At 68.4% G+C, this 25,667-nt stretch carries 22 protein-coding genes and 1 tRNA gene; 9 read left to right on the forward strand and 14 right to left on the reverse strand.

Annotation, left to right across the window (positions count from 1 at the left end; all coding sequences use genetic code 11):
- Positions 1 to 90: 90 nt before the first annotated feature.
- Together ACFSXZ_RS23805 and ACFSXZ_RS23810 are read right to left on the reverse strand one after the other, a co-directional pair.
- On the reverse strand, positions 91 to 849 hold the full coding sequence (locus ACFSXZ_RS23805; RefSeq protein WP_378267358.1) for an SDR family NAD(P)-dependent oxidoreductase: 759 nt from the start codon (positions 847 to 849) through the stop codon (positions 91 to 93).
- A gap of 30 nt (positions 850 to 879) precedes the next feature.
- The gene (locus ACFSXZ_RS23810) at positions 880 to 2,394 is read right to left on the reverse strand and encodes an MFS transporter (protein ID WP_378267359.1); all 1,515 of its coding nucleotides are present in this window, start codon (positions 2,392 to 2,394) and stop codon (positions 880 to 882) included.
- 63 nt (positions 2,395 to 2,457) lie between these two features.
- Here ACFSXZ_RS23810 and ACFSXZ_RS23815 point away from each other — a divergent pair, with 63 nt between their 5' ends.
- From ACFSXZ_RS23815 to ACFSXZ_RS23830, 4 genes are all read left to right on the forward strand, one after another.
- A complete protein-coding gene (locus ACFSXZ_RS23815) occupies positions 2,458 to 3,366 on the forward strand; it encodes a LysR family transcriptional regulator (RefSeq protein WP_378267593.1) in 909 nt (302 codons plus the stop codon).
- A gap of 121 nt (positions 3,367 to 3,487) precedes the next feature.
- Entirely contained in the window at positions 3,488 to 3,751 is a 264-nt protein-coding gene (locus ACFSXZ_RS23820; protein WP_378267360.1) for a MerR family transcriptional regulator, read from the forward strand.
- A complete protein-coding gene (locus tag ACFSXZ_RS23825; RefSeq protein ID WP_378267361.1) occupies positions 3,748 to 4,197 on the forward strand; it encodes a PIN-like domain-containing protein in 450 nt (149 codons plus the stop codon). The genes ACFSXZ_RS23820 and ACFSXZ_RS23825 overlap by 4 nt, the downstream gene beginning before the upstream one ends.
- A gap of 178 nt (positions 4,198 to 4,375) precedes the next feature.
- Positions 4,376 to 5,719: an ATP-binding protein gene (locus ACFSXZ_RS23830; protein ID WP_378267362.1), complete on the forward strand. Its 1,344-nt coding sequence runs from the start codon at positions 4,376 to 4,378 to the stop codon at positions 5,717 to 5,719.
- Positions 5,720 to 5,833: 114 nt separating this feature from the next.
- Here ACFSXZ_RS23830 and ACFSXZ_RS23835 read toward each other — a convergent pair.
- A tRNA-Leu gene (locus tag ACFSXZ_RS23835) sits at positions 5,834 to 5,907 on the reverse strand.
- Positions 5,908 to 5,973: 66 nt separating this feature from the next.
- Here ACFSXZ_RS23835 and ACFSXZ_RS23840 point away from each other — a divergent pair.
- Complete coding sequence (locus ACFSXZ_RS23840; protein ID WP_378267363.1) at positions 5,974 to 6,195, forward strand: DUF3618 domain-containing protein; 222 nt, start codon at positions 5,974 to 5,976, stop codon at positions 6,193 to 6,195.
- 7 nt (positions 6,196 to 6,202) lie between these two features.
- Here ACFSXZ_RS23840 and ACFSXZ_RS23845 read toward each other — a convergent pair whose 3' ends face one another.
- Both ACFSXZ_RS23845 and ACFSXZ_RS23850 read right to left on the reverse strand, forming a co-directional pair.
- On the reverse strand, positions 6,203 to 6,652 hold the full coding sequence (locus ACFSXZ_RS23845) for a hypothetical protein (protein WP_378267364.1): 450 nt from the start codon (positions 6,650 to 6,652) through the stop codon (positions 6,203 to 6,205).
- Positions 6,653 to 6,891: 239 nt separating this feature from the next.
- On the reverse strand, positions 6,892 to 7,491 hold the full coding sequence (locus tag ACFSXZ_RS23850; RefSeq protein ID WP_378267365.1) for a TetR/AcrR family transcriptional regulator: 600 nt from the start codon (positions 7,489 to 7,491) through the stop codon (positions 6,892 to 6,894).
- 80 nt (positions 7,492 to 7,571) lie between these two features.
- Between ACFSXZ_RS23850 and ACFSXZ_RS23855 the strand changes: the two genes are divergently transcribed.
- On the forward strand, positions 7,572 to 9,050 hold the full coding sequence (locus tag ACFSXZ_RS23855) for a flavin-containing monooxygenase (protein ID WP_378267366.1): 1,479 nt from the start codon (positions 7,572 to 7,574) through the stop codon (positions 9,048 to 9,050).
- A 29-nt stretch (positions 9,051 to 9,079) separates the two neighbouring features.
- Here ACFSXZ_RS23855 and ACFSXZ_RS23860 read toward each other — a convergent pair whose 3' ends face one another.
- The 4 genes from ACFSXZ_RS23860 to ACFSXZ_RS23875 form a co-directional block, all read right to left on the reverse strand.
- Entirely contained in the window at positions 9,080 to 9,544 is a 465-nt protein-coding gene (locus tag ACFSXZ_RS23860) for a helix-turn-helix domain-containing protein (RefSeq protein ID WP_378267367.1), read from the reverse strand.
- A 168-nt stretch (positions 9,545 to 9,712) separates the two neighbouring features.
- Positions 9,713 to 11,170: an LCP family protein gene (locus ACFSXZ_RS23865; protein ID WP_378267368.1), complete on the reverse strand. Its 1,458-nt coding sequence runs from the start codon at positions 11,168 to 11,170 to the stop codon at positions 9,713 to 9,715.
- A 213-nt stretch (positions 11,171 to 11,383) separates the two neighbouring features.
- On the reverse strand, positions 11,384 to 13,510 hold the full coding sequence (locus ACFSXZ_RS23870) for a phospholipase (RefSeq protein ID WP_378267369.1): 2,127 nt from the start codon (positions 13,508 to 13,510) through the stop codon (positions 11,384 to 11,386).
- Positions 13,511 to 13,576: 66 nt separating this feature from the next.
- Positions 13,577 to 14,809 (reverse strand): GGDEF domain-containing protein, encoded by a 1,233-nt coding sequence (locus tag ACFSXZ_RS23875; protein ID WP_378267370.1) that lies wholly within the window; start codon positions 14,807 to 14,809, stop codon positions 13,577 to 13,579.
- 639 nt (positions 14,810 to 15,448) lie between these two features.
- On the opposite strand from ACFSXZ_RS23875, the gene ACFSXZ_RS23880 reads away from it, so the two are divergent.
- Positions 15,449 to 15,577 (forward strand): hypothetical protein, encoded by a 129-nt coding sequence (locus tag ACFSXZ_RS23880; RefSeq protein WP_378267371.1) that lies wholly within the window; start codon positions 15,449 to 15,451, stop codon positions 15,575 to 15,577.
- A 16-nt stretch (positions 15,578 to 15,593) separates the two neighbouring features.
- Here ACFSXZ_RS23880 and ACFSXZ_RS23885 read toward each other — a convergent pair whose 3' ends face one another.
- The gene (locus ACFSXZ_RS23885; protein WP_378267594.1) at positions 15,594 to 16,781 is read right to left on the reverse strand and encodes an MFS transporter; all 1,188 of its coding nucleotides are present in this window, start codon (positions 16,779 to 16,781) and stop codon (positions 15,594 to 15,596) included.
- A 428-nt stretch (positions 16,782 to 17,209) separates the two neighbouring features.
- Here ACFSXZ_RS23885 and ACFSXZ_RS23890 point away from each other — a divergent pair, with 428 nt between their 5' ends.
- Positions 17,210 to 18,127 carry an SDR family NAD(P)-dependent oxidoreductase gene (locus tag ACFSXZ_RS23890; RefSeq protein ID WP_378267372.1) on the forward strand — a complete coding sequence of 306 codons (918 nt, stop codon included), beginning with the start codon at positions 17,210 to 17,212 and terminating at the stop codon, positions 18,125 to 18,127.
- 54 nt (positions 18,128 to 18,181) lie between these two features.
- Here the strand turns inward: ACFSXZ_RS23890 and ACFSXZ_RS23895 are convergent, their stop codons facing one another.
- From ACFSXZ_RS23895 to ACFSXZ_RS23905, 3 genes are all read right to left on the reverse strand, one after another.
- Positions 18,182 to 20,014 carry an AMP-dependent synthetase/ligase gene (locus tag ACFSXZ_RS23895; protein WP_378267373.1) on the reverse strand — a complete coding sequence of 611 codons (1,833 nt, stop codon included), beginning with the start codon at positions 20,012 to 20,014 and terminating at the stop codon, positions 18,182 to 18,184.
- 225 nt (positions 20,015 to 20,239) lie between these two features.
- The gene (locus ACFSXZ_RS23900; RefSeq protein ID WP_378267374.1) at positions 20,240 to 21,019 is read right to left on the reverse strand and encodes an SDR family NAD(P)-dependent oxidoreductase; all 780 of its coding nucleotides are present in this window, start codon (positions 21,017 to 21,019) and stop codon (positions 20,240 to 20,242) included.
- Positions 21,020 to 21,065: 46 nt separating this feature from the next.
- Positions 21,066 to 23,654 (reverse strand): bifunctional FO biosynthesis protein CofGH, encoded by a 2,589-nt coding sequence (locus ACFSXZ_RS23905; RefSeq protein ID WP_378267375.1) that lies wholly within the window; start codon positions 23,652 to 23,654, stop codon positions 21,066 to 21,068.
- Positions 23,655 to 23,800: 146 nt separating this feature from the next.
- Between ACFSXZ_RS23905 and ACFSXZ_RS23910 the strand changes: the two genes are divergently transcribed.
- A complete protein-coding gene (locus ACFSXZ_RS23910; protein ID WP_378267376.1) occupies positions 23,801 to 25,366 on the forward strand; it encodes an IS1634 family transposase in 1,566 nt (521 codons plus the stop codon).
- Between the two features lie 30 nt (positions 25,367 to 25,396).
- Here ACFSXZ_RS23910 and ACFSXZ_RS23915 read toward each other — a convergent pair whose 3' ends face one another.
- Positions 25,397 to 25,585 (reverse strand): hypothetical protein, encoded by a 189-nt coding sequence (locus tag ACFSXZ_RS23915; protein ID WP_378267377.1) that lies wholly within the window; start codon positions 25,583 to 25,585, stop codon positions 25,397 to 25,399.
- Between the last annotated feature and the right edge of the window lie 82 nt (positions 25,586 to 25,667).

Here is a 25,667-nt window from a genome sequence, read left to right on the forward strand (position 1 = left end):
GTTCCCGTCCGCACTCCACGCGCGATCCAGGTGCTGTCCCGATTGGACAGTCAGCGACACACGGGAAGCCGAACCGGCGCGATCACGCCTCTAGATGTTTTGCCCGCCGGAGGCTTCGATTCGCTGAGCGGTGATCCATCCGGCGGTTTCGGAGGCGATGGCGCGTATCGCGCCGCCGATGTCGTCCGGTTCTCCGACGCGGCCGAAAGCATGGTTGGCCGTGACCATGGCCCGGTACTGTTCGTCGTCCCGGATCATCCCGCCCGCGAAATCGGTCGCGGTGGCTCCGGGCGCGATGGCGTTGACCGTGATCGCACGAGCGCCCAGCGCCTTCGCGGCGTATCTGGTGTAAACCTCGATGGCACCTTTCATGGAGGCATACACCGAGTAGGCGGGATTCGCGACATACCGGGTGAGTCCGGTCGAGGTGAACACCACGCGGCCTCCGTCCCGGAGCATTGGAGCGAGCAGTTCGGTCAGGAGAATCGGCCCCTTCACGTGCACGGTGTAGAGCGAGTCGAGCGTCGTGGCACGGGTCCGGCCGAACGGCGTGAGACCGTCGAATCCGGCGTTGTTCACGAGGATGTCGAAATCTTCTCGCCGCCAATGTTCCCGCAACCGTTTACGGAGCTCGTCGGCGAATGCGGGAAAGTTTTCGTGGTCGGTGACGTCGAGCCGTAGGGCGATCGCTTTCCGGCGGCGGCCGGAGAGTTCGGCAACGGCCGAATTCGCTTCCTCTTCGTTGGAGCGATAGGTCACGATGATATCGATGCCGTCGTCGGCCAGGGCGTGGGCGGCGGCACGGCCGATGCCCCGGTTTCCACCAGTGATGAGTGCGACGCGAGTCATGGACGAATCTCCTTCGATCTCGTGGCGGAATCAGGAACCCGCCGGGCTCGTGACCGGCGCGAATTCTTTGCGTGGCACGGCGAAATACGCGGCGATTGCGCAGAGCAGGACGACGGCCGCTCCGGCGATCATGGCCAGGTCGAGGCCCGCGGTGTAGGCCTGCCGCGCAGCGGCACCGATTGTGCTGTCGGCGCCGCCACCGGCCGCGAAGGCCTGGGCGAGTCCCTCGCCGGCGCTTCCGGGCGGACGGCCCACGCGGTCGGTGAGTTGCCGCTGGTAGCACAGCAAGGTGATGCTGCCGAGCAGTCCGATACCGAACGCGCCTCCGAGTTCGCGGACGAGGTTGTTGACCGCGGAGCCGACACCGGCCCTCTCCGGCGGCAGCGAGGACATGATCGCCTCGGTCGCGGGTGGCATGGTCAGTCCGATGCCGGCGCCGGTGAGGGCGAGGCCGATCTCCAAAGTCCACGGGCTGGTGGTGGTGCCGGAGGTGGCGAGGACGAGGAGTCCGGCGGTGCTCGCCACCAGACCACCGGCGAGGACGGTCCTGATGCCGTACCGGGCGACCAAAGGCTTCCCGGCCGTGGCGATGACGAACTGAGCCAGCCCGGCGGGCAGGGCACAGAGACCGGCAGGCAGAGGCGGGTAACCGCGAACGAACTGGAGGTACTGGGTGAGCAGGAAGTACATCCCGAACAGGGCGAAGTAGGCCGCCGCGATCGACAGCGAGCCGGCGGAAAAGCCACGCCTGCGAAAGAACCGCGGATCGAGCATGGGATGCGCGCTGCGCGACTCGATCGCACCGAAGACGGCCAAGCCGGCGACTCCGGCCACGAAACCGGTCAGCACGCGCGTGCTGGTCCAGCCGTAGTCCGGTGCCTGGATGAACCCATAGAGCAGGCCGGTGACGCCGACGATCGAAAACACCGCACCGGCCGGGTCCAGGCGCGCGGAGCCGGGGGGCTTGGACTCGGGTAGCACGAAGTGCCCGGCGATCAACGAGAGCCCGGCGACTCCGGCCATTCCCAGGAAGATCGAGCCCCACCAGAAGTGCTGGAGCATGAGGCCCGACCATGTCAACGAAATCGCGACGCTGCCGCCCGCCGCGGCGGCCCAGATTCCGATGGCTCTGGCTCGTTCAGCGGGCGGGAAGACGTGGGTCAGGATCGACAATGTGCCCGGGGTGACCAGAGCGGCGCCCACGCCCATCACGGCCCGTGCGGTGATGAGTTGCCAGGTGTGGCGGCTGTAGGCGCCAAGGACCGCGGCGGCCAGGAAGATGAGCAAACCGAGTTGGAGAGTGGCCTTACGCCCGAACCGGTCGCCGAGAGCGCCTGCGGGCAGGAGGAGGCCGGCGAAGCAGAGGACGTAGCTGTCGACGATCCAGGCCAGTGACGTGGTGCCGGCATCCAGGTCGTGGCCGAGACTCGGCAGCGCGACGTTGAGCCCCATGTTCGCGACCACCACGAGCAGGGCCCCCAGGCACAGCACGGCCAGGATCCACCAGCGCCGGTGACCGGCGGAATCGGAAGGCGAATCAGGCATGCCGCCAGTCTCGGTCGCGCCGATACTTGTGTCTATTGCAATGTTCACAATAATCACTTGTCTATGACGCAAATGGACCTGAACCTGCTGCATGCCCTCGACGTGCTCCTGGCCGAGGGCAGCGTGACCGGAGCCGCCGAGCGGCTGCACCTGAGCATCCCGGCCACGAGCCGCACGCTGGACCGCATCCGCAAGGCGGTCGACGACCCGGTCCTGGTCCGGGCCGGCCGTGGACTGGTGCCAACGCCATGGGCGCTCGCGATCCAGGCGCGCCTCCATCACCTGATGGAGGACGCTCGCGCCCTGATGGAAACCGGGCGCGAGGTGGACCTGGCCACCCTGGAACGCACCTTCACCTTGCGCGCCAACGACACTCTCGTCGGTCTGCTCACGGCCGCTCTGGCGGAACGCCTCCGTGGCACCGCGCCCGGGGTCCGGCTGCGGTTCGTGGCCGAAGGCGAGGAGGACATCGCGCCGCTGCGCGACGGCCGGATCGATTTGGACCTCGGCGTGATCGCGCACGACGCGCCCGAGATCCACAGTGGCCCGCTCTACGAGGAGCGGCTGGTCGGGATGATGGCGGCAGGCCACCCGCTCGCACGGCGCAAGATCACGCCGCAACGGCTCGTTTCGGTACCCCATATCGCGGTCTCGCGCCGTGGCCTGCCACGGGGCGAACTGGATACCGCCCTGGCGCGACATGACCTCGAACGCACCGTCGCGGTCGTCGTGCCGACCTACACCAGCGCCGCGCACATCGTGCTCACTTCGGACCTGATCGGCTTGTTCCCCGAGCGATACGCCCGCCAGGTCGCGGGAATCAGCGGCGCCAGGGTCTTCCCCATCGACCTCGACCTGCCGCGTCTGCCCGTTTCACAGGCCTGGCACGCGCGGCACCACAACGACCCTGCCCACCAATGGCTCCGGCACCAGATCCACCAAGTCGTCGAAACCGGCAACACCCCACGCTGACTGCCTCGCCGTTGGCGGGTTTCCTGTGCGGTTCGGATCCAGCCGACATCGAAGAAGATCCGTCCGGGTGATTCCGGCGACCGCGGAGTCGCGGCTTGCCTCGTCATGCGACTCTGTCGATGTGAGCGTGACGGTGCTGGATCAGGAGATGTACACCGAGGCCGAAGCGGCCCGGCTGCTCGCCGTGTCGCCCAGCACTCTCAACTACTGGCTGGAAGGCGGCGAACGCCGAGGCAAGCTGTACGAACCGATCGTCCGCGAAACCAATGTGCTGTGGGAGCAGGTCGACGCCGGAGTTTCGATCGACGAGGTCGCCGTTGACTTCGGGATCAGCCCCCGCGATGTCCGGTGGGCGGTCAGTTATGAGAGCGCTCGCGCCGCGTGACCCCGCACGCCAAATCGGCGACAATCCGGTTCTCCATCGACGCTGACCTGCTTGGCTTGGCGCGTATCCTGGCCGAACTTCGCAGCGACGTCACGTTTCCGGGGGATCGCGGAGGCATCGTTTTCAAGAAGTGCCGACCGCCGTACCCTATCCAGCGCGGCGCCCTGGATGTCGAGTGGCTGCCCGAGGCCGCCCGCCGACAATGGCTGATCATCACCCGAGATCGCAACATCCAGCAGCACAGGCGGGAGATCGCAGCGGTTCGCGAGTCGGGCGCGCGCATGATCGCCTTGGTCGGAGCCGATGCGCGGACGAAGTTCGATCAGCTTGAGGTCGTGATGTGCCGGTGGCGCGACATCGAGAAATGCCTCGGCGAGCCTGGCCCGTTCACCTATCAGGCGAGCCGTACTCGCCTCACCCCTGTTGACCTCACTCAGATCGAGTGACGAGCGACTGATCCGCCATCCTGAGACAAAGTATGATTCAATCTAAGTAAGAACCAATCATACTTAGTTGAGGTCAGACTTTATGGTAGCCTTCCAGGGGCGCGCGAACGATCTCGCGGTGCTGACCAGGCAACTACGCCTGGTCCGAGATGCCGCCGCGACTACTCCTGGTCAGGCTGTGATCGTCACCGGCCGTCGGAGGGTGGGGAAGTCCCGGCTTGTCCAGGAGTTCTGTGACCGGTCCGGTGTGCCGTACCTGATCTTCCAGGCGTCCCGTGGCCGCAATCCAGTTGCGGAGCGTGCCGACTTTACTGCCGCGCTCGCCCAGTCCGCGATGCCAGGCGCGGATCTGGTTGCCGGGGTTGTTAGCGCCGACTGGAACCAGGCCCTGCGCGCCCTCGCCGTCGCGGTGCCCGAGCAAACACCCAGCATCATCGTGTTGGACGAGGTGCCATGGCTGGTCGAGCAGGACCATGAGTTCGAAGGCGCCCTTCAAACCGTTTGGGATCGGTACCTGTCGACCAAGCCTGTACTGCTGTTGCTGGTCGGCAGTGACCTGGCGACGATGGAATCCCTCCAGGAGTACGGCCGCCCGTTTCACGGTCGCTCCGCGCGCATGATTGTGCGTCCCCTCAACCCAGCCGACGTGCAGCGGATGACCGCGCTCGACCCGGCCGAAACCATCGACGCGTTCCTGATCACCGGCGGTTTTCCGGAGATCGTCCAACGTTGGAACCCCGGTACCAGCCGCACTGAGTTCCTCCGTGACCAACTCGCCGACCCGCTTTCGCCGCTGCTGATGGCAGGAGAACTGTCCTTGCTCGGCGAGGTCCCCGAGCCATCGCACAGCCGCTCGGCCCTGGAAGCGATCGGTACCGGCGAACGCACGTTCGGTACGATCGCCAACCGCCTCGGCGTCGGTAACCCGATCCCTTCAGGCACTCTCGCTCCCATCCTGAAAACGCTGATCAGTAAGCGCATCGTCGCCGTCGACACCCCCCTGGCCACTCGCCCGGACACCAAGAACAAGCGCTACCGGATCGAGGATCCTTACTTGCGGTTCTGGCTCGCGTTCCTGCAGCGGAGCATCGCCGAAGCCGAACGCGGACGCGGTGACTTGGCTGCCGCGCGAATCGAAAGATCCTGGTCGTCCTGGCGTGGCCGCGCTGTCGAGCCGGTCATCCGTGCGGGCCTCACGCGGCTTCTGCCCGACGAACGCCTGCCCGGGGCAGAGGTCGTAGGAGGTTGGTGGAACCGGCAGAACAACCCCGAGATCGACCTGGTCGGTGCCGACCGCGACCGGCCCGCGGCGACTCGCATCGCTTTCACAGGTTCCATCAAGTGGCTGGAGAACGAGCCCTTCGGGCAACGCGAATGGGAACGCCTGCTCGCCGGATCCATGTCGATCCCCGGGCGCGACCACAGCACCCCACTGATCGCCGTCTCCCGCAACGGCGTCGAACAAGGGCTGAGGCCGGCTGCATCGTTCGGTCCCGAAGAGATCATCGCGGCATGGCGCTAGTCGCGCGCTCTACGGCAACGCGTTGCTGGTTTTCCCGTGGTGACGGTGGTAGGCGCCGTCGTCGACGTGTTGGCGGTGATTTCCACCCAGTCATGCTCCGACTCGGTAATCCTGTGGGCCCGGAGAGACTCGAACTCTCACTGGCACGGACCTAAACCGTGTGCCTCTGCCAATTGGGCTACGGGCCCCAGCCCTGTCAGCCTATCGCGCGGGCCGTGATCTACTGTGGTGCCCTGCGAAGCTGAGGAGGATCTGTGGCGCGCGACCCGGACACCATCGAGCGTGAGATCGAGCAGGCCAGGAACGCGCTGGCGTCGACGCTGGACCAGCTCGGCGAGAAGGCCAGCCCGAAGCGGCTGGCGGACTCGGCCAAGGTCAGCGTGCGGGCCAAGGTCGAGGAGCCGAAGGTCAAGTACCCCCTGATCGGCGCCGCGGTGCTGATCGCGCTGCTCCTGCTGCGCAAGCTCTTCCGCTGAACCCCGGCTAGGCGGTCGGCGCCCCGGCTTCGGCCACGGCGGCCGGAGTGGCGGGCGCCGTGGCGACGGGGGCCACCGCCGGCTCCGGGGCCGCCGCGGGCGTCCGCGTCGCGAGCGCGTCACCGATGTCGGTGGTGAGCTTGGCCTTGAGCCGCCGCTCCGACTTGCTCTGCGGTGCCCGGGCCGCGGCGGGTTTCCCCTCGTCCGCCGATGGCTCGCTGCGGGTGAGGCGTGCCTTCATGTACATCTCGGTGAACTCGAGTGCACTGCCGTTGAGCAGGTGCACCACCGTCGCGCTGCGGGCGCTCGGGCCGAGTTGCTCGACGAGCTGGTCCGTACGGTCCCGCGCGGCGATGATCCCCGGTGCGCGGGCGGTCAGCTCCTTGCCGTGCCCCGACACGGTGATCACCCAGTCGTCCTCGTCCTGACCATAGGTCGCCACGATCGGCTCGGCCATGCCTCTCGCACCCCTCTCTGGCTGCATGCTCCTGACACGAGGAGTGCTGCGCCGTGGTTTAGCCTCGCTAGATCATATTCACCCGATCGGGCGTACGCACGTCGACGACATCCCCGCCTCCTGCCTGGGTTTATCGATACCCCACGCGACTCAGGGTCACAAGCGAGTACCCACCGTGTTCAGCGGGTCACGAACGCTCTGCCAGATGGGGAGAAGAACCGCCGCGACCGGGCAGGTTGTCACCTTGCGCGCCCGGAAAGCCCCTTCCAGAGCAGGTCCATCGCGAAGCCGGTCACCTGTTCGGGGGTCATCTCCTGATGCTGTTCACACCAGATGGCCAGCCGTTCGCACGCTCCGACCACGAATTCCGCGTCCGCTTCTACCCGTAAGGGTGAATCCGAAACGAAATAGGCGGCCATCAGTTTCGCGATGAGGTCGGTCTGCTGCCGTCTGGTCGCCTCGAATTCGGCCCATGCGGACCCGCCCGGGAAGCTCATCTCCTGCCGCAGCACCGACCACGCGCGCCGGCGCTCGCGGACGAAGACGAAGAACGCCTGTAACCCACGCCGCAGCGCTTCTTCGGCGTTGGGCGCGTCGACCACCGCCCGTTCCGTGCGCTCGCGCAGCCCCGCCCTCGCTTGCGCGATGCAGGCCAGCAGAAGGCCCTCCTTGGACCCGAAGTACTCGTAGAGCATCGGCTTGGAGACACCGACGCGTTCGGCGATGTCGTCCATCGACGCGGCCGCATAACCCCGCTCGGCGAACACCTCTTCGGCGATCTGGACCATCTGGCGTTCGCGCTCGGCCCGGGGCATGCGTTTACGACTCGGGCTGGTCACGGATTTACCCTACCGCACGTAACCTACTCCAAGTAAGATGGACGCGCGGTAACACCTGATCCCGTCACGGAGGTAGGCGCATGGGCGAACGGACCGAGACCGGCGTGGTCATCGTCGGGAGTGGTTTCTCCGGGCTCGGCATGGCCATCCAGCTGCGGAAGGAAGGTCGAGACGACTTCGTGGTGCTGGAGAAGGCCGACGACGTCGGTGGCACCTGGCGCGACAACACCTACCCCGGCTGCGCCTGTGACATCCAGTCGCACATGTACTCGTTCTCCTTCGAACAGAACCCGGACTGGACCCGTGCCTTCTCGCCCCAGCCGGAGATCTGGGACTATCTCCGCCGGGTGACCCGGAAATACGACCTGTACCCCCGGATCCGGTTCGGACAGGAGATGACGGGAGCCCGCTGGGACGCCGACGAACATCGCTGGCACGTCACCACGCGCCGCGGGGACGAGTTCGTCGCGCGCTTCCTGGTCAACGGTGTCGGGGCGCTCCACGTGCCCCACATCCCCGAACTCAAGGGCATCGAGAACTTCGCCGGCCGCGCGTTCCACTCGGCGGGCTGGGACCACGACTTTTCCCTGCGCGGCAAGCGGGTCGCGGTGATCGGCACCGGCGCCAGCGCCATCCAGTTCGTGCCGCGGATCGCGCCCGAGGTCGAGCGCCTGCACATCTTCCAGCGCACGCCGCCGTGGATCATGCCGAAGCCCGACCACGAGGTTCCGGATCGGCTGAAGAACCTGTTCCAGCGGTTTCCGGTCGCGCAGCGCGCTTACCGCACCCTGCTCTACTGGCTCCTCGAGGTGCGCGCGATCGGCTTCAACGGACATCTTCGCCTGCTCAAGATCGTCCAGAAGATCGCCAAGGCGCACATCGACCGGACCATCACCGATCCGGCACTACGGGCCAAACTCACGCCCGACTACGTCATGGGGTGCAAGCGCGCGCTGATTTCCAACGACTATTACCCCGCCCTCAACCGGGACAACGTCGAGGTGATCACCGACGGCGTCGCCGAAGTCCGGGAGCACGGCGTGGTGGACTCCGCCGGTGTGGAGCGCGAGGTCGACGCGATCATCTACGGCACCGGATTCCATGTCACCGACGCTTTCGATCACCTCGACATCATCGGCGAGAACGGCCGCAACCTGTCGAAGGAGTGGGCGGCCGAGGGGATGCAGACGCATCTCGGCATCACCGTCTCCGGTTTCCCGAACATGTTCTTCCTCCTCGGGCCCAACACCGGTCTCGGGCACAACTCGGTGGTCTTCATGATCGAGTCCCAGATCCGGTACGTGGCCGAGGCGATGCGGCTGGTCGAGACCGCCGGTGCCGGGGCACTCGCGCCACGGCCCGGCGTGCAGGAGCGCTTCAACGCCGAGATCCAGCGCAAGCTGGACCGGGGGGTGTGGACCCAGGGCGGCTGCACCAGCTGGTACCTCGACGCCCAGGGAGTCAACCGGACCATCTGGCCCGGATTCACCTGGCGCTATTGGCTCACCACCCGCCACGTGCGGCCGGAGGACTTCGAACTGACCGGGAGCACGCGGTGACGCGTGCGCCCGGAGCCGGGGGCGCGGAGTCAACCACTTTCGAGCGCCTTCAGCCGGTCCACCAGTTCTCCCGGCGAGAGGTCGCACAGCTCCGCCATCCGGGCCACCGCGGAGCTGTCCAGCTGGACGGCGTGCGGCGAACCGGGTTGCCGTAGGCGGTCTTCGGCCCATCTCCGCAGCGAGAGCAACTCGGGCTGGTGGTCGCCGACGATCTTGACGAGGTCGACCCGCACCTTGCCGGGCTCTTCCACGAACACCCTCCGGTGCACCCGCGCGAGCAGGTCCGCGGGCAGTTCGTCCATCGCCAGGCACAGTTCGACCAGGCGCAGCACCGAACACTGCCGGGTGCCCAGCTCGTAGGTGGCCAGCGTCTGCAGGGAGATGTCGCTCTGCAGACGCTCGTTCAGCTCCTTGCGCGTCCACCCGCGTCTCCGCCGGAGATCGCGGAGTTCCTCCCCCAGAACCCGCTGGTAAATGTCGCTGTCGATGTGCACTTCCCGTCCCTGCCTTGACGTATCCGCCGACCCCTGCTTCGGCGATCGCGGCCGCTCAGCCGTGTCCACGGGTATGTAAGCCAGTAACAAGCCGACTCTTACGCGGCTGCGGGCGAGTCTTGTGCGATTAGGCCTAATGGGCGACTGACGTTAGACCGAAAAGTGTAATTAGTTCACACAAGTGAGGCCGTCGGCCGTAATGGGCTTGTCACCATCGCCCACACCATCGGGTGACGGTGACGGAGGTTGTTGCGAAACCACCGCCTGCCGGAATCCCGATTGGCCGGACGAGGAGGAGTAGTCGCTGCCGACCACGACGAGAATGTGACCGCTGTGAACCGACGAGTCCAGGGTGAGTGACGGGCTCGAGCCCAGCGCGTCGGCCACGCTCTGCGCCGAGTCCTTCGCGCCGGCCGGGTAGCGGACGGCGGTGGTCTTCGTGTGGCCGCTCGCGACACCGACCTCGCCGGCGGTGAACCCTTTGCCGGCGAGCGACTGGGACACCGTCGCCGCCAGGCCCTGCGTCGAGGTGGCGTTGTGCACGTCCACCGTGATCCCCGCGTTCGGGTTGGAGGTGGGCTTGGGCGGAACCGGGGCGCCGGTGGTGCCCTGGACGAACGCGTGCACCTGCGCCGGGTCGACCTGAACGGCGCTCCCGTCCTCCGGGGTGGTGTAGTCCGGGTTCACCACGGGGATGGTGCGGAACTCCAGCTTCCCGCCGGTGAGACCCTTCATCTGCTGGGCGAAGCCGAAGATGTCCCAGCCCTGGTTGATCACCACCGACTTCTGGATGGCCGCGACCAGATTCGACAGCTTGCCGGGATCGGTGAGGGTGCCCGCGGACAGGACCTTCGATGCCATCCCGGCCATGAACACCTGCTGCCGCACCACGCGGTCGAGGTCACCGCGCAGAAGCCCGTGCCGCTGACGCACGAACTTGAGCGCGTCGGCACCCGAGAGGGTGTGGCGGCCCGCGGTGAAGTGGGCGCCGGAGAACTGGTCGTTGACGCTGGCCTTGAGACAGACGTCCACACCACCGATGGCCTGGGTGATGTCGGCGAAGCCGGCCAGGTTGACCGACGCGTAGTTGTCGATCGTGGAGCCGGTGAGCTGCTCCACCGTCGAGATGAGTTCTTTCGCACCCTCCTGCGAACTCTTCACCTCGAGGTCCTTGGGGTCGGTGACGCCATTGTTCTGGAGTTTCTGGCGAGCGTCGTTCTTGGCACGGGTGTACGCCGAATTGATCTTGTGCTTGCCGTAGCCGGGGATGGCCACGTACGAGTCACGCGGCAACGAGATGGCGACCGCTTTGCTGCCGTCGTTGGGGACGTGCACCATGATCAGCGTGTCGGTGTTCTCCTCACCGTCCGACGAACCCGCGTTGTACTCGCGCAGCAGCTTTTCGGGCAGTGGATTGCCCTGCGTGTCGGTCCGGCTGTCCATGCCGACGAGCAGGATGTCGGTGGCGCCGTCCGCGGGCCGGTTCGAATTGATCACGTCTGCCGTGGTGAGGCCGTTGATCAGGCCCTGCATCTGCGCCCACGCGTAGCCGGTGAGGCTCAGCACGAGGACTGACACCACGCCGAGGGCGATCTTGCCGCCCTTCCGTTTCGGTGAGCGCGGCATCGGTCGTGGGCGCGGTGGCCTGGCGGGTGTGCCCGGCAAGGGGCCTTCGTGGCGCGCGTCGGCAGGCATCGGCCGTCGCGGCGGAGGGGTGGGTCGGCGGCCGCCCCGTGGGTCTCGCGGCGGATGACTCACGCCCGGTCTCCCTTCCCCGGCTCTACCTACCCGTTTGTAGCGTCGCACACCCGGTTCCGACGCTGATCGACACCACCAGGATCACGTGTTCCCGGCCACCGGTCTCGGCGTGAGCAGTGTGCTCGCCGCGGCGGCGACCGCGAACACCGCCGTGACGCCGTGCACGATAACGGTTATCGCGTCGGCGTCGTAGCTGTCCGCTGCTTCCAGTAGAGCAGGCACGCAAGCCAAGCATGCGACGACCCAGGTACTTGCCGCCGCACTGGTACCGATTCGCGCGGTGTGCAGAAGGAATACCCCGAGAAGCAGCTGGATGAGGTTCTGGACCGGATCCAGGGGCATGCCGAGCAACGTCGCGCCACCGTCACCGCCGAACCTGGTGAGCGCGAAACCGAACAGGCCGAGCGTGGCGAAGCCGATGCCGAGTGCCGTCGCCGCGTACGCGAGCCAGCCTTCCGGCCGAGAAAGGTGCAGCGGGGCATAGCCGTCGGAATGTCGTTCGAACCACCAGAACACGATCAACGCGGGCGCCGCGAGCATCGCCAGCGCGGTGAGCGTGCGCGGCCGTGAGAGCCATGCGACGGCGTCGATCGGACTGTCCGGGAGGTAGACGAGCGCGACGACGAGCAGCATCGCGGCCAGGAAACCCAGGTAGAGACTCATCGGCGCGCGTAACGCGAACCGCACCGCGGAGCCGAGCGCGGGCCGTGACGCCAGCGCCGACAGCGGTTTGGCCAGTAGCGCCAGCACCGACAGCTGAATGGTTCCGAGGAGAACCAACGGCACCGCGTTCGCGGCCAGCGCCGGTGGCGCGCCCGGCGTGCCGAGCAGATTCGGGTCGGCACCACCCACGGTGCAGAGCAGGGCCAGCCCGGCCGCACCGGCGACCGCGCCCGTCACGAGCGTGCGCCGCCCCGGTACCCGGCCGAACGCGAGTTGCTGCGCGAGCAGGGCCAGCCCGAACGCGGCCAGATAGCGGGGCACCGGCGAACCGAGCCAGGTGGCGCCGAGTTCGGCAAGGACGATGAAGCCGAGCAGGCAGAGCGCCGTCGTCTTCGCCGCCCGGCGCTGCAGGACCAGCATGGCCGGGGTCGCCACCACCGTGAGCAGGTACACCGCGAGCAACCACAGCGGATGCAGCGCGATGCGCACGACGGCGTTGTTGGTGCCGTCGGGAATGCCGAGCAGTTCCAGCGCCATCGGCACGATCACCGCCACCGCGACGAAGACCAGGGCCGGGCGTAACAGCCAGGACGCGCGGTGCGCCAGGTACTGGCGGTAGCCACCGCCGCTTTCGCGCACCTCGTGCCAGCCGACGGCGTTGGCCCGGCCGCCGGCGAAGAAGAACACCGGGGCGAGTTGGACGAGCCAGGTGAACGGCCACAGCCACGCGCCGTTCGCGCCGGCCCACCGCGCCAGCGCGATCACGGATTCGCCGGAGATCAGCGTTACCAGGCCGGCCACGCCGAGCGTCACCCAAGGCGACTCCACGCCCGCCCTGGCCGCCTCCGTCCGCCTGGACGGACGACCACGGCGACGGACGCTCAGCCAGCCGCGCAGACGGAAGATCAGCAGGCAACCGATGGCCGCCACGCCGGTGAACAGCGGCCCGATCGGATCGCCGACCGGCGGTCCCCACCGCTGGTGCCAGGAGTTCAGCCACAGGCCCGCCGCGTACAGGGAAGCGACCACCTGGCAGGTTCCGGGCGAGCCCATGGGGTTGAGGTGACAGGTCGCGTGCATGTCCGCGGTCAGGCGGTTGTCGAGGGCCGCCCGCGCGGAGGCGGGAAGCGGCTGCCCGATCTTGTCCGCGTACCGCAGCAGGTCGTAGCCGAGATCGTGGGCCTTGCACGGGACGCCGTAGTCCCATTCGGTGTCGTCGTCGCCCCACGGCGCCGAACAACCGCCGTCCGGATGCGCCGCGCGGACGGTGCCGTCACGCGCTCGCAACACCGTCGGGACCACGCCGGTGACCGCGGTGAAGTCGGCGGGCAGGAGATCGAGGGCGGTCGCGCGGGGGCCCGGCGAAGCCAGCGCGTCGATCGCGTGTTGCGCGGCGAGGGCACCCCCGGTGAGCGGCCGCTCGGGCGGGGCGGTCGGACGGGACGCGACGAACCCGAACCCCAGGAGACTGACTGCCAGCACCAGCAGCCACGCCGTCGTCGACAGGCGTTGTCTCAACCGTGGGACTTCGGCGGTGGCAGGCATGATCTCCAGAGTGGCAAAGGCGACGGCCGGCGGACATGGGGAAAACCCCCGAGTTGGGTCGCCACCTTAGTGGGTGACCTTGTTAACCGGAGATGGGGTCACCGAGGGCTGGTTGAGACCGGTTGCGACGCGGACCTGGTTGCGGCCGCCCTCCTTCGCCTCGTAGACCGCCGCGTCGGCGGCCTGCATGAGGGATTTGAGCGAGGTTCCGTGGTCGGGGTAGACGGCTACGCCGATGGACGTCGTCCGTTCGACGATGGCGATCTCGTCGCCGCGTTTGTCGGTGGTCGCGATGCGCTGCCCGGCCACCGCGCCGCGGATCCGTTCGCCGGCCACCACGGCGGCGGCCTGGTCGGTGTCGGGCAACAGCACCAGGAACTCCTCACCGCCGAACCGGCCGACCACGTCGGTGGGCCTGGTGACCTCGTCGAGGAGATGGGCGAGGTGACGCAGCACGTCGTCACCGGCCGGGTGGCCGTAGGTGTCGTTGATCCACTTGAAGTGGTCGAGGTCGATCATCAGGATGGCGAGGCTGTCGGAGGACTTCACCGCTCTTGCCAGCGCGCGCTCCGCCGACTCGGTCCAGCCGCGCATGTTGAAGACCTGCGTCTTCGGGTCGGTGCGGACGTCGTCCTGCAACTGGTCCAGTTCGGCGAGCCGGTTGAACACCACGGTCACCACCGCCATGATCGCCACCGCGGGCGGCAGCACCACCAGCAGTACCGCGGTCACCGCGCCGAGGCCGATGGTGATGGCCTCCAGCAGGTTGTCGGCCTTGCTGCCCAGGACGTTGTGGACGGAGACCTTGCCGGGGGCGCTCAGCGCCAGGATCACGCTGATGTAGACGAGCTGGACGAGTTCGAAGACCAGGCCCGCGAGCACCACGATGCCGAACTCGCGCAGTGACCCCCAGCCGCCGGAACTCCAGTGCTGCCCGCCGAGCGCGGTGAAGGTCAGGCTGGTGAGCGCGACGGACACACAGTGCGAGACCGAGGAAAAGATGAAGTTGTGCGCCGGGCGGCGGGCGATGAACCAGTGCTGGATACGCAGGCCCACCACGAGCAATACGGAGAGTGGCGCCGGCAGAATAAGGGCCGCCGGAAATGTCCAGACCGCGGTGAGGTCGATGAGTACCGTGCGCGTCCGATTTCGTCTGCGCTCCTCCTGCCGCTGCGTTAATTGGATATGAACGGTGGCGCCCGCGGCGAGGATCGCCAGCCCGATCCAATCGCGCGTTTTCGGCATCGTGGCGGTCGCCGAGAACACGTAGGCGAGACAGACGATGGCGAGCGTTTCCATTACCAGCAGGTAGCCGATGAAAATCTTCGGCCGTCGCCACAGCGCCCATTGTCCGGGAAGCCATTTTCGGTCTCGGACAGTAGGGGTCCGCTCACTGCCCGGGCCGGGTGTGGCGGAGGGCGTCCGTTCTGTTCCGCTCCGTGTGCCGTCGCTTTCCGCGGCACCGCGAGCCGCCTCTCCGACGGAGGACGCAGCGGGTGCGGGGCGGCGTGGGCCCGGGGTCATCGGCTACCTCCTCTCCCCGCCGGCCATGGTGTGTAGGTAACATCTTCGGTACCCACTCGGGGACCCGGCGACTTCCCCGACAGGTATCATTCCACCGCACCAGACGGGTCGTGCCGGCGAGGACCCGGGCCTGCGCGGCCGCTTCGCCAATCGCGAGAACGTCGATCGGAGGTGTTCTCATTGTCCAGCCGCGACTTCTGATCCGTACCTTTGGGACGTGCCCGTTCGTTTTCGTGTCTGTGGAGGTGCTTCTCGTGTCGAGCCGTGACTTCTGAATCCCGTTCCGTGGAACTGCTCATGCTTTTTGAAACAGGTAAGAGGTGATTGAGTTGTCCAGCCGCGACTTCTGACGATCCGTGACCGCTCGTAACCGCTCGAATTCGATCGCCGGGGAGGTGTGCAAGGTGTCGAGCCGTGATTTCTGAGATGTCCGCGCCGAAGACCGGGAAATCCGGATACCAGGTGAGTCCGCCCGGCGACGGTGTGTCGCGGGGTCGGGAGGCCGACGTGGCGAAAACCGCCCTGCTCGCGCGAGCGGGCTGAGCGCGGAGAGTACTTTTCACCCCGGCGTTCCTGTTTCCTGGAGACGGACACGCGCCCACGAGACCGCGACCGGAGCCCCGAGAGCGACCCCCGTCGCGGCCGCGATGGTGATCGCCGTGCTCGCCGAAGAGGTCCACTCGGCCAGTGCGCCCCCGATCGCGACCCCCACTCCCTGAGCCACCCGAAGCCCTGTCCGGTAGAGCCCGCCCGCGCCACCGCGAAGTTCGTTCGGCACCCACGTGATGAACGTGGCGCCCACCGTGACGATATAGGCGCCGGCCGCCCCCGCCGCCGCGATGATCGCCAGCGCGACACCCAGCGAGGGCCTGCCCGCGAACGTGAGCAGGACGACGAGCGGCACGATGGCGAGGACGCCCAGAGCGCGCTTGCGCCTTTCCGCGGACAGGTAGTGGGACAGGAGGAAGACCCCGGCGATGAAGCCGAGCGGGTCGGCCGCCAGCAGCCACCCCACCGCCTCGTCCGGTGCCCCGATTTCCCGCGCCAGCGGCGCCACCAGACCTTCGGGCACCACCGCCAGTCCCACCAGCCAGGACAGTCCGAGCAGGACCCGCAACCGCGGTTGCGCCGCCACCCAGCGGATCGCCCCGGACCATCGGGCCGTTCCGTCTCCCGCCGCCGGCCGTGGCAGCACCCACCGGTACAGCGCGGCCGCCGCGAGCGCGAAGGTCGCCGCGTCGACGGCCAGCGCCACCGAGGGGCCCGCCATGGTGACCAGGAAGCCACCGCCGGCCAGTCCGGCCAGTTGCGCGGTGTTGGTGGTGATCCCGCGGATGTCCTGGCTGCGCAGGTACAACTCGTCGTCGGTGAAGATTTCCCGGGTGAGCGCGTTCTGCGCGGCGTTGGACGGAGAGCCCGCGAGCCGGGCGAGGACGAGGAACCCGCACAGCGGCACCAGCGGCATTCCCGGAATCGCCATCGCGCCCACGAACACCGCCTGTGCGGCGGCGGTGGCGACGAGGACGGTCCGCCGCGGGTAGCGGTCGGCGAGGTGGCTCAGACCCAGCCCGCCGGCCAGCGCGGGCAGGAAGGTCAGCGCGTAGGCGACCGCCGCCAGCAGCGCCGAATGGGTGCGCTGGTAGACGGTCAGTGCCAGCGCGACGGTGGTGAGCTGGTCGCCGAGCACGGACTGCGCTTCGGCGAGCCAGACGGTGCGGAACTCGTGGTTGGCAAGCGTGGCCCCCAACGAGGGGCGGCTCTCGGTCTTCACCTTTCCGATCTCCCCCTGGTCAAGTGAACGCGCGCCGGCGTCCACAGTGGTCGCCTCGTCAGCCGCGCAGTGAGCCAAGGGCCGTGCCCGACCGGCAGGCGAGACCACGGCCAGTATGCCGCTACTGAGTGAAAGCAGCCAGTCACTGCACGGCACCTGATGGGATCGCCCGCCATCGGGGGAACGGAGTCGGGCATTCGGATTACGACGAACGGCGGGCATCGTTCCAGGGGGTGACCGGTGCACCGGTATGCCCCACTGGTCATCACCGCTTCGCTCAGCGCAGTCCGGCCACCGCTCGTCGGCATTCGCCTCCCTGGGCACGCGCGGCCCGCAGAGACTGAGTGAAGGCCGGTAGGAGCCGATAAAGGCTCTCGTCGGGGCCGGCCAGTGGGGAGCGGATTATGAACACGCAGTTGCGAGGCCTGCGCGACCGGGCGATGGTCGTCACCGGCGCGGGTCGTGGCCTTGGTGAAGCGTTCGCCCTGCACCTGGCGCAGGCCGGCGCCGCGGTCCTGGTCAACGACATCGACGCCGAACTGGCCGAACGTACGGCGGAAACCATCCGCGGGTTCGGTGGCCGGGCGATCGCCAGTGGGCACACGGTGACCGATCCGGAACAGGCGCAAGAGATGGTGGAGCGCTGCGTCGCCGAGTTCGGCGCCGTCGACGGTCTGGTCAACAACGCCGGGCTCAACTATGAGGCGCTGCCGTGGCAGGAGGAGCCGGACCGGGTGCGCGAACTCGTCGAGGTCAACGTGCTCGGGGTGATCTACACCGGGATCGCGGCGGTGAAGGCGATGATGGCGCGGGGCCGTGGCGGCGCGATCGTGAATGTTTCTTCCGGCGCCTCGCTGGGGCAGCGCAAGCTCGGCGTCTATTCGGCGAGCAAGGGCGCGGTCGCGTCGCTGACCTACTCGTGGGCGCTCGACCTGGAAGAGGCCGGCATCCGGGTCAACGCCGTCTGCCCGCTGGCGCACACGCGCATGGTGTGGCAGTCCGAGCGTTCGCTGCGGTCATGCCCGCCCGACCGGACGCCCTCGCGGATCGCGCCGCTGGTGCTGTTCCTGCTCTCCGACGACGCCGAGGGAATCACCGGGCAGATGGTCCGGTGCAACGGCCCGCAACTGCACATCGTGGGCCAGCCTCACCTGAAGGCCCCGATCCTGGAACGGACGACGTGGGACGCCGACACCGTCCGCCGCGCCTTCGACGAGGTCTTCGGCGCGCATCTGGAGCCCTACGGCCTGGAGAAACGGGTCCCGCCGCGCCTGCGCAAGTGGACGGAGACCCCGCCGACCACACCGCTGCGCTCGGCCTGACTCTGCCTTCTCGAGGCGCGCGAACTCACCCAGGGCGGAAAGACTTCCGCGGCTTCAGACGGCCTGGTAGAGCGCCTCGATGTCGTCGGCGTAGCGGCTGGCGATGACCCGGCGCTTGAGTTTCAGCGTCGGGGTGACCTCGCCCGATTCCGGGGTCCAGGCACGGGGGAGCACGCGGTACCGCTTGATCTGCTCGACCCGTGCCAGCCGTGCGTTGGCCGACGCGACCGCGCTTTCGATCTCCTCGCGCACCACGGGATGCTCGGCGAGGGCGGCGATGTCGGTGACTTCGATGCCGCGCGCCTTCGCCCAGCCTGGCAGGATCTCGTCGTCCAGCACGATGAGCGCGGTGACATACGGCCGTCCGTCCCCGATGGCGACCGCCTGCCCGATCAGCGGGTGCTCGGAGAGGAGGCCTTCGAGGCGGGTGGGTGCGATGTTCTTCCCGCCGGAGGTGATGATCAGTTCCTTCTTGCGGTCGGTGATCTTGACGAACCCGTCGGAGATGGTGCCGATGTCCCCGGTGGCGAACCAGCCGTCGGAATCGGTCGCGGGCTCGATCGTGCCGTCCTCGGCGAGATAACCGAGGAACACCAACGGCCCGCGCACCAGCAACTCGCCGTCCTCGGCGATCTTCACCTCGGTGTCCGGCACGGGGCGGCCGACGGTGCCTGCCCGGAACGCCTCAGCACTGTTCGTGGTGACCGCGCCCGTCGTCTCCGACAGGCCCCACACTTCGTGGATCTCCACGCCCAGCCCGGCCATGAAATACAGCACCTCGACGGGCAGCGCGGCGGCCCCGCTGCTGCAGAAGAGCAGCCGGTCCAGGCCGAGCAACTGGCGCACCGGCGCCATCACGTTCCGGTCGGCTTCGGCGATCTGTTCCGCCAGTTCGGGCGGCACCTCCTCGCCCGCTTCGCGTGCCTTGTAACCGCGGAGCAGGAGTTCGCTCGCGTCGAGCAGAGTCTTCCGGCGGTCCTCCGGCGCGGCCGCGAGCATGGTCTTCAGCGCGGCGGTCATCTTCTCCCAGACCCGGGGTACCGCGAAGAGACCCTGGGGACGCACCTTGGGCAGCGCGGCGGCTATCCCGGTCGGGTCCGCGAGCGTGTGCACGTGTCCCGCGTGGACGATCGGCATGTAGATCGACACTTCGCGTTCGGCGACGTGCGCCAGCGGGAGGTAGGCGATGTTGGACAGGTGCATCGGGCTCCCGTGCACACTGTGCACGGCGTATGCCTCGTGGATCGCGCTCTGGTGGGAGAGCACGACACCCTTCGGCTCGCCCGTGGTGCCCGAGGTGTAGATCATCGACAACGGATCGTGGGGCTGGATGCCGGCCCACGACCGCTCGAAGGCCTCCGGATCCGCCGCGTGCAGTTCGGCGCCGCGACGCCGGAGCGCCGCCAGGCTGACGAATCGGTCGTCGCCTGCCGGGATCGCCGCTTCGTCGATCATCACGATGCGCCGCAGCGCGGGCAGGTCGTCGAGCACCTGTGCCCACCGGTCCAGTTCCGCCGTGCCCTGCAGGACCACGACCGGGGCGGCACTGTGCCGGGCGACGTAACGGATCTGGTCCGGGCTGAGCGTCGCGTAGGCGGTGCACGGGATGGCGCCGCGGTGCACGGCCGCCAGATCGACGATGAGGTGGTCGGGGCTGCTGGGCGCCATGATCAGCATCCGGTCGCGGGGCCGCAGCCCGAGATCGGCCAGCGCGAGAGAGACGATCGCGATTTCGTGCCGGAATTCCGCCCAGCTCAACGTGGGCCGGTCCGCTTCGTCGAGTGAGGTCAACGCCGGGAGATCGCCGTATTCCACCGCATTGCGGCGCAACAGCGCGGGGATGGTCTGGCCCTCGGACAGATGCGCGACGGATGGCAGGACTGACATGAGCGGCCTCCTGGGCAAGGTTCCCCGGTCGGCCCAGAACCTACCTCACGTGAGCGTCGTCACGAAGAGGGCTTGGGCGGCCGGAGAGGCAGGGCAATGGGAGTAGCGCCCCTCCGGCCACGTCCCCGGTCAAGTCGACCCACAAGTCCGGGAACGTTGTTGCCCGATGACAGGATCTTCGACCCGGCGCACGTGCACCAGGGCCGAAGGACCCTGTTTTGCGATTCAGTGGACGGAGAGCCCGCCGTCGACGAAGATCGCCTGCCCGGTGATGTAGGCGGAGGCGCGGCCGGCCAGGAACACCGCGGCACCCGCGAAGTCCTCGGCCAGGCCGTTGCGCCCCATCATCGTGCGTGCGGCCAGTTCGGCGACCTTGTGCGGGTCGGATGACAGCCGCGCGTTGAGCGGTGTCATCACGAAGCCCGGAACCAGCGTGTTGCAGGTGACGCCGTAGGGCGACCACGCCTCGGCCTGGGAACGGGCCAGCGACTCGAGCGCCCCTTTGGAGACCCCGTAGGCACCGCTTTGCACGAACGCCCGGTGCGCCTGTTGTGAGGTGATATGGATGATCCGCCCGAAGCCCCGTTCGGCCATGCCGGGCCCGAACCGTTGCCCCAGCAGGAAAGGCGCCTCCAGGTTCACCGCCATCGTGGCGTCCCACACGCTGTCGCCGATCTCGCCCATCGGCGGCCGCAGGTTGATCCCGGCGCTGTTGACGAGGATGTCGGGTTCGCCGAACACCGCCGACGCCTGCTCTGCCGCCGCACGGACCCCGTCGCGCGTGCTGAGGTCCGCGCTCACCCAGGCCGCCCGGCATTCCTTTGCGGTGAGCGCGTCGACCGTGGCGGCCAGCTCCGCCTCCTTGCGGGCCACGACCACCACACTCGCACCCGCTTGCGCCAGGGCCGCGGCGATGGCCCGGCCGATGCCGGAACTACCGCCGGTCACCACGGCAACGCGGCCATCAAGCGAAAACAGCTCCGAGAGATAGCTCGGCGAACGCATGCCCGCACCCTAGCCAGCACGCTTGCCGGAACCGGCTCGGACCCGGTCAGGTCGCCAGTGGCAGCGGGTGGATCACCGCCGGTGTCACGCCGTCGCTGGCGCGAGCGGCCGCGACGCGCTCGTCGGAGGGCGTCCCGTAGGTCGTGGTGCGCTGGACCAGCGGCCGGCCCAGAGGCTCGACGAGCGCTTCCAGTTGCCCGATGGTCTTGTACGACCCGTTGGCCGCGCCGGCCATGCGGCTGATGGTCTCCTCCATCAACGTCCCGCCGAGGTCGTTCACGCCGCCTCGCAGCACCGCCCGGCAGGCGTCCTCGCCCAGTTTCACCCACGAGCACTGGATGTTGTCGATCAGGCCGTGCAGCAGGATCCTCGCCAGCGCGTGCACCGCCCGGTTCTCACGCGGTGTCGGGCCGGGCCGGGCCAGGCCCGCCAGGTAGATCGGGGCGCTCTGGTGAATGAAGGGCAACAGCACGAACTCGGTGAACCCCCGGCGACCGGTGTTCTCGAGTGAGCGCCGTTGGAGATCGGCGATCAGCTTGAGGTGGCCGACCCAGTGCGCCGGGGTGTCGACGTGCCCGTACATCATCGTCGACGTGGTGGGAATGCCCAGCCGGTGCGCGGTCGTGATCACCTCGACCCAGCTCGAGGTGGGGAGCTTGCCCTTGGTGAGCACCCAGCGCACGTCGTCGTCCAGGATCTCCGCGGCCGTGCCCGGCAGGGAGTCCACTCCGGACTCGTGCGCGCGGGCCAGCCAGTCCTCAATGGACAGATTGGTCCGCGAAGCGCCGTTGACGACTTCCATCGGGCTGTAGGAGTGCAGGTGGATTCCGGGTTGCCGCCGCTTGACCTCGGCCGCGAGGTCGAAGTACGCGGTGCCGGGCAGGTCCGGATGAATGCCGCCCTGCATGCAGATCTCGGTCGCCCCCGCCGCCCATGCCTCGTCGACCCGGTCTCCGACCTGGGACAGGGAAAGCGTGTAGGCGTCGGCGTCCGTGCGGCGCTGGGCGAACGCGCAGAACCGGCAGCCGGTGTAACAGACGTTGGTGAAGTTGATGTTCCGGGTGACCACGAACGTCACGTCGTCGCCCACCGTGTCCCGGCGAAGACCGTCCGCGATTCCGGCCAGTGCCTCGAGTTCGGCGCCGTCGGCGTGCAGCAGCGCGAGCGCGTCGTCGTCGGAGAGCCCGGCGGGATCGCGTTCCGCGCGGCGCAGGGCCTCCGCGATGTCGGTGTCCATCCGGCGCGGCGCGGACGGCACCTTCGCGGCGAGTTCGTTCCAGTCCCCGTAGACGGAGTCGAAGTCACCGCGCCGATCGTCCGTGCGCCCCAGGGTGTCGACTTCGACGTGCAGCGCGGTGCGCCCGCTCGCCTGCCAGCCGCCGTCCGGTTCCTGCCACGGCCGCCCGGACGGAATGGCGTCCGCACGGGCCAGCCCGGTGTCGGGCTCGGCCAGCGCGGCGACGTGACCCGCCACGCGGGGATCGAGCCAGGGCTCGCCGGCGAGAACGTATTCCGGGTAGATCGTCAGGCGCTCGGCCAACCGGAAGCCGGCTTCCTCGGTGCGCCTGGCCAGTTCGTCGATCTGCGGCCAGGCGCGCTCGGGGTTGACGTGGTCCGGGGTCAGCGGGGAAACCCCGCCCCAGTCGTCGATCCCGGCGCGCACCATCGCCCCGTACTGGCTGCCGATCAGGTTCGGCGGCGCCTGGATACGCGTCTTCGGCCCCAGCACCAGCCGTGCGACCGCGATGGTCGCCGCCAGTTCTTCCAGATCGGCGTCCGGGGTCGCGCGCATCTTCGTGTCCGGCTTGGCGCGGAAGTTCTGCACGATCACTTCCTGGATCGCGCCGTAGGCGCGGGCGGAACCGCGGATCGCGAACAACGCGTCGGCCCGCTCGGCGATGGTCTCCCCGATGCCGATCAGGATGCCGGTGGTGAACGGGACCGAGCAGCGCCCGGCGTCTTCCAGCACGCGCAGCCGCACCGCCGGATCCTTGTCCGGAGAGCCGTAGTGCGGCCCGCCCTTCTCGGTGAACAACCGCGCGGCCGTCGTCTCCAGCATCATGCCCATCGACGGCGCGACCGGCTTGAGGCGCTGGAAATCCTGCCAGGTGAGCACACCGGGGTTGAGATGCGGAAGGAGGCCGGTTTCTTCCAGCACGCGGATCGCCATCGCCCGCACGTAGGAGAGGGTGTCGTCGTAGCCGTGCGCGTCCAGCCACTCACGGGCGGCCTTCCACCGGTCCTCCGGCCGGTCGCCGAGGGTGAACAGCGCCTCCTTGCAGCCCATCTCCGCGCCCCGGCGGGCGATGTCGAGCACCTCGTCCGGAGTCAGGAATGGACTGTCCACTTTGCCCGGGACGGTGGCGAACGTGCAGTAGCCGCACCGGTCCCGGCACAGCCGGGTCAGCGGGATGAACACCTTGCGGCTGTAGGTGATGACACCGGGACGGCCCGCCGCGGCGAGGCCGGCGTCACGGATCCGGCCCGCGTGCCCGGAAAGGGTTTCGAGGTCTTCACCGCGGGCGTGCAGGAGCACGGTGGCCTCGGTGACGTCGAGGGTCTTGCCGTCGCGGGCACGGGCGAGCGCACGCCGCATCGCGGAGGCGGAAGGCGCCTGCGAATACTCGGATCCCATACCGTAAACGCTAGGTGCGCCTGGCGAGCGTTCTCCAGGACCGGTCCGGGCGATTTCGTCACGTGCTACTCCGGCGAGCCCGTTTTTCCTGCTCAGAGTGTGGGCTCACGTTGCGCGGGGGTACGGGCGCGCGTATTACCTAAAGGGTGGCATCGGTGGTGGGCAAGCGAGTCAACGGGAGGACCTACTACTACCTGGTCTCCTCGGCGCGGGTGTCGGGAAGGCCCCGCATCACCGCGCAGCGCTACCTCGGATCCGCCGAAGACATCGCCGCCGCGCTCGACGGCGGCCACGGCGTGCCCGAATCCACTCGGCATCTGGCCTTCGGCGATGTGGCCGCGGTGTGGTCGACCCTGGAGCGACTCCAGGTGGTCGCCGCGATCGACGAAGCCGTGGGTGCCCGCAGGGTTTCGATCGGCGGTCATTTCGCGCTCGCGGTACTCCAGCGGGCCACGGCTGGAGGGGCCACACTCGAAGACTGGTGGGCCGGCACCGCGGCAGGCCGGTTCGTGCGCCCCCGGCCGGCGCACCCGGTGCGGGACGAAGAGTTCTGGCGAGCGGTCCGGCGCCTCGACGAGTCCCGTCTCAGGCGCATCGAGGAGGCGGTTGCCGATCGGATCGGCGAAGGGGAACCGACCACGCTCGCGGTGGACGTGCCGAACTTCGCCACCTACGCGGAGTCCGAGACGGCGGCCGCGACACTGGTCGGCCTGAGCGCGGTGGTGACCAGGGACGGCGCGATTCCCTTGGTGTCCAACGTGTACCGCCGCGGCGGAGCGGGTGTGGTGCCGTTCGGGGTCGCCGCGGATCGGCTGGCCGGACGGCGCCGCGGTCCGGTGACGCTCGTCTTCGACACCGGTCAGCACGCCCAACTCGACCTCGACGCCGGAATGCCGTTCGTCGGCGCGCTTCCCCTCGGTGACTATCCCGATCTGCTCGCGCGGCCCGCCTCGGCCCGGCGCCCGGTGGATCCCGCGCGGTTCGCCGGGCTGACCGCGCTGGACACCCGGGCGATGATCTCCGGCGCCGACCGCAGGGTGGTCCTCACCCATTCGGCCCGCCTGCATGCCGCTCAGGCGCGCGGTCTCGCGCAGGCACTGAGCGGCGCGACCCGGCAACTCGACGGGCTCGCGCTGGCGCTGGCCACCGGCCGCAACCGCAGGCCCCGCGAGGAACTGCTGACCGAGATCGCCCGGATCACCCGCGTGCGCTGGGTCGACCGAGTGCTCACGGCGCGGCTCACCGGGACCAGGCCGGGGGAACTGCGCCTCGAATCACGCCTCGACGAAAACGGGCGGGCGCGCCTGGACGAGGAGTTCTTCGGAAAGCAGTTGCTGGTGACCGACCGCGACGACTGGCCGGTCGCGGACGTGATCAGCGCCTACCGGGCCCGCTACCACCTGGATTCGACGTTCCGGATGCTCAACGGTTCGTTCGTGGAAGGCCGTTGGAGTGACCGGCGGATCGCGGTGCACGCGCTGGTCACCGTGCTGACGACCGCGGTCACCCACCTCATGCGACGCGAAGCGGACCGGGCCGGCCTCGACCTGTCCGTACGGGAACTGCTGGACCAGCTTTCCGGGATCGGGGAAACCGTGCTGCGGTACCCGTCGACCGGCGGCAGGCCGCGCACTCGCCGCGTACTGACCATGCGAGGGCAGACACAGCAACGGTTGTTCGACCTGTTCGGGCTGGCCGCCTACGCGCCCTGACGAGAGCGCGGACCGTCTCTGGAGGAAGGATCACGCCCCGGCGGGCAAGGAGCCGGCGAACACGCTGTGCTCCGCGAGCCGTTCGTGCGCGGGAGGCTCGTGGGGAGCCTTCACGCTGTGAGCACCGCCCTGGTGGGCACGGCGGACGTAGTCCTCGACGAGTGCCGGGCCGCCCCAACGCACCCGGTCGTCCTTCTCTTCGAACCGATGCCTTGCCATGTCTCACTCCCGGTCTTCGGTGACGGACCCCGGAGTGCCCGCAGGGGACAGGCTCAAACCTCTCGGTGAAGTGATCCGGATT

Origin of the sequence: Amycolatopsis pigmentata, assembly GCF_042684065.1 — a bacterium.
Lineage (GTDB): Bacteria > Actinomycetota > Actinomycetes > Mycobacteriales > Pseudonocardiaceae > Amycolatopsis_E > Amycolatopsis_E pigmentata.

Excerpts from the sequence above, each read along its gene's own strand:
- ACFSXZ_RS23805 (WP_378267358.1), bottom strand. The coding sequence starts at position 849 with ATGACTCGCGTCGCACTCATCACTGGTGGAAACCGGGGCATCGGCCGT.
- ACFSXZ_RS23810 (WP_378267359.1), bottom strand. The coding sequence starts at position 2,394 with ATGCCTGATTCGCCTTCCGATTCCGCCGGTCACCGGCGCTGGTGGATC.
- ACFSXZ_RS23815 (WP_378267593.1), top strand. The coding sequence starts at position 2,458 with ATGACGCAAATGGACCTGAACCTGCTGCATGCCCTCGACGTGCTCCTG.
- ACFSXZ_RS23845 (WP_378267364.1), bottom strand. The coding sequence starts at position 6,652 with ATGGCCGAGCCGATCGTGGCGACCTATGGTCAGGACGAGGACGACTGG.
- ACFSXZ_RS23855 (WP_378267366.1), top strand. The coding sequence starts at position 7,572 with ATGGGCGAACGGACCGAGACCGGCGTGGTCATCGTCGGGAGTGGTTTC.
- ACFSXZ_RS23865 (WP_378267368.1), bottom strand. The coding sequence starts at position 11,170 with ATGCCGCGCTCACCGAAACGGAAGGGCGGCAAGATCGCCCTCGGCGTG.
- ACFSXZ_RS23870 (WP_378267369.1), bottom strand. The coding sequence starts at position 13,510 with ATGCCTGCCACCGCCGAAGTCCCACGGTTGAGACAACGCCTGTCGACG.
- ACFSXZ_RS23875 (WP_378267370.1), bottom strand. The coding sequence starts at position 14,809 with ATGGAAACGCTCGCCATCGTCTGTCTCGCCTACGTGTTCTCGGCGACC.
- ACFSXZ_RS23890 (WP_378267372.1), top strand. The coding sequence starts at position 17,210 with ATGAACACGCAGTTGCGAGGCCTGCGCGACCGGGCGATGGTCGTCACC.
- ACFSXZ_RS23895 (WP_378267373.1), bottom strand. The coding sequence starts at position 20,014 with ATGTCAGTCCTGCCATCCGTCGCGCATCTGTCCGAGGGCCAGACCATC.
- ACFSXZ_RS23900 (WP_378267374.1), bottom strand. The coding sequence starts at position 21,019 with ATGCGTTCGCCGAGCTATCTCTCGGAGCTGTTTTCGCTTGATGGCCGC.
- ACFSXZ_RS23905 (WP_378267375.1), bottom strand. The coding sequence starts at position 23,654 with ATGGGATCCGAGTATTCGCAGGCGCCTTCCGCCTCCGCGATGCGGCGT.
- ACFSXZ_RS23915 (WP_378267377.1), bottom strand. The coding sequence starts at position 25,585 with ATGGCAAGGCATCGGTTCGAAGAGAAGGACGACCGGGTGCGTTGGGGC.